Source organism: Acinetobacter sp. 809848 (assembly GCF_000581275.1).
Lineage (GTDB): Bacteria > Pseudomonadota > Gammaproteobacteria > Pseudomonadales > Moraxellaceae > Acinetobacter > Acinetobacter pittii.
This window is the reverse complement of sequence record NZ_JEXG01000084.1, coordinates 1-2,659: the sequence shown is the minus strand read 5'-3', so window position 1 is coordinate 2,659 and position 2,659 is coordinate 1. Positions and strand designations below refer to the sequence as shown.

The 2,659-nt window shown below is 32.7% G+C and carries 4 protein-coding genes and 1 pseudogene; all 5 read right to left on the bottom strand.

Annotated elements, in window-relative coordinates; all coding sequences use genetic code 11:
• Positions 1-216: pseudogene (locus tag J536_RS23575) on the bottom strand (hypothetical protein); the annotation flags it as partial.
• 189 nt (positions 217-405) lie between these two features.
• On the bottom strand, positions 406-828 hold the full coding sequence (locus J536_RS23570; protein ID WP_032064165.1) for a hypothetical protein: 423 nt from the start codon (positions 826-828) through the stop codon (positions 406-408).
• Positions 829-1,017: 189 nt separating this feature from the next.
• Positions 1,018-1,452 carry a hypothetical protein gene (locus J536_RS23565; RefSeq protein ID WP_000981409.1) on the bottom strand — a complete coding sequence of 145 codons (435 nt, stop codon included), beginning with the start codon at positions 1,450-1,452 and terminating at the stop codon, positions 1,018-1,020.
• An 8-nt stretch (positions 1,453-1,460) separates the two neighbouring features.
• Complete coding sequence (locus tag J536_RS23560) at positions 1,461-2,366, bottom strand: DUF4123 domain-containing protein (protein ID WP_032057735.1); 906 nt, start codon at positions 2,364-2,366, stop codon at positions 1,461-1,463.
• Positions 2,367-2,659, bottom strand: a 293-nt coding sequence (locus J536_RS23555) for a DUF2345 domain-containing protein (protein WP_155758160.1), incomplete at its 5' end; no start/stop codon positions are given.

The following is a 2,659-nucleotide window of genomic DNA, read 5'->3' as shown; positions in this document are numbered from 1 at the left end:
CTGTGGTCCTATCTTTACGCTAGCAGTATTTGTTCCACCTCCAAATCCACCACCTATTTCAGAACCATTCAACTTCACCATATAACTTGTATAACTTGGATCGTAATTAAAGGATGTAGCCGCTATATTATAAGTCGCATTTGGACCAATACCTGCACAACCTGCTGCACTCAACATTAAACTAACCGGGAACAGTAATATTTTCTTTAAACTCATTTCATTAAACCTCACTCTATAATCCAGTTATTAAATTTATAAAAACTTATGATTTTTATAAATTTAATAACTTATAATTTAATACCAACTATTGGATAAAAAAACCACCTACTTCAGCCTTAGCTATATATCAGTTGATTAATAAAAAAATAGTATTTATATAGTTCAACTAATATATTCTTCCAAAACTTATTTAGCTTTTTTTAAGTCATGCATCCACTTTATCCCTTTTTCTGTTGGTATAGGCCAATTATTTGAAGTCGTTATTTCTACAGTATCATCAGGATAAAGATGTACTGCTAAATATTTTTTTCCTTTTAACTGTTCTTTCGTAAGAATAACTTGATTCTTTGCCACATGCTTTTTTTTACTATTTGTTTCTCCCCATGTAACTATCTGTGGTCCTATCTTTACGCTAGCAGTATTTGTTCCACCTCCAAATCCACCACCTATTTCAGAACCATTCAACTTCACCATATAACTTGTATAACTTGGATCGTAATTAAAGGATGTAGCCGCTATATTATAAGTCGCATTTGGACCAATACCTGCACAACCTGCTGCACTCAACATTAAACTAACCGGGAACAGTAATATTTTCTTTAAACTCATTTCATTAAACCTCACTCTATAATCCAGTTATTAAATTTATAAAAACTTATGATTTTTATAAATTTAATAACTTATAATTTAATACCAACTATTGGATAAAAAAACCACCTACTTCAGCCTTAGCTATATATCAGTTGATTAATAAAAAAATAGTATTTATATAGTTCAACTAATATATTCTTCCAAAACTTATTTAGCTTTTTTTAAGTCATGCATCCACTTTATCCCTTTTTCTGTTGGTATAGGCCAATTATTTGAAGTCGTTATTTCTACAGTATCATCAGGATAAAGATGTACTGCTAAATATTTTTTTCCTTTTAACTGTTCTTTCGTAAGAATAACTTGATTCTTTGCCACATGCTTTTTTTTACTATTTGTTTCTCCCCATGTAATGACTTGTGAACCAATCTTAACTGGAGAAGTATTCATGCCTCCACCAAATCCTCCTCCAATTTCCTCACCATTTATCTCAGTCATATAAGCATGGTAAGAAGTAAAATATTGAAAGGATGTTGTACCCATATTATAAGTCGCATTTGGACCAAGGCTAACACAGCCTACAAGACTGAATATCAAACCAAATATTAGTAATAATCTATTCGACCATTGTGTTTTATTCATCATAAAATTTATTAACTCGCATTTGCTACAAGTTGGACCATCACTTCATCCATAGATATTTTTTTATCTTTTAAGCGTTCTAGTTTTTGATTTAACCCTTTATCTGTTAAAAAGTTTTCTTTATAAATCAATTTTAAACAAATAAAATTTAAAATATCTCGTGTACCAAATAAGTTATACGCTCTAGCCTCAGGAATGGATTTAATAACAAATTGATATAATTCATTATCTGTCATATGACTAATAAGGAATTCATTATTGAGTTTTAAATAATAAATAAGATTATCAGGAAAAGTTGCCTCAACCATCATTTCTTCTTGTTCAACAGTAAAAGTTAAAGGAACTTGCACATAAGGTAATTGTTCAACCCGTTCATTTATCCCCCAAATTACTTGAAGCTTGCCTAACCTATCCCAATACCACCAACTTTGAATAGGAGTAAGTAAGTCTTTAATCTGCTGAGTATTGAATACAGGCCCATCGACATACAAAGTTTTATTTTCTTTATGGCCAACCAAGGTAGCTAAGATTACAGGGTCCCAAAATGCCAAAAACATTTCGAGTCCACCTTCAAATTTCACTTCTAAAAATTTTCTTAAATGCTCAAACAAATAATTGAAGGACAAAGGGCTTACTATAATTGTCATGCGAGCCGTGCCTGCAATATTTTGTTGTATCCATTGCCATTCTTGTGATGAAAAATCTTGAGGGAGTTGAAGTAAATGGGGAGATACCGCTTTTGCCTCCTCACCACTAGCTTCTAACAAAAGGCATTTTTGACGTAGATGCTCAAATTTCTTCAAGAAACTATCATCTTGTGCAGCATCTGCAAGTGCAAAAACGTTTAATCCAACTTCTGCAAAAGAGTGTGGCTCAAATGTTTTAAAAAATGTCTGAAGCGGTAGTTTAGCAGTCATTTATCGACCATCCCCTTTGTTTATAAATGCACCCCTCTGCGCTGCTCGTCTCGCCAAACATTCCCAGCATACATTATTTGGAAAAATCGGTAAGGTTGGGGTTTCACTTGCTCCTGTTGTAAAGAGATGTTGACCAGCTTTAGCCGTAAATTTTTGCGGGGTAATTATTGTTACCCCTGATGCATCAATTCTTAATGCACTCTCTTTAGCCCTTAATACAATTTCATTAGGACTATTGATTTCAACTTTGCCTTCTGATGAAGTAATTTTGACATCTAATCTTGCAGAAGCGT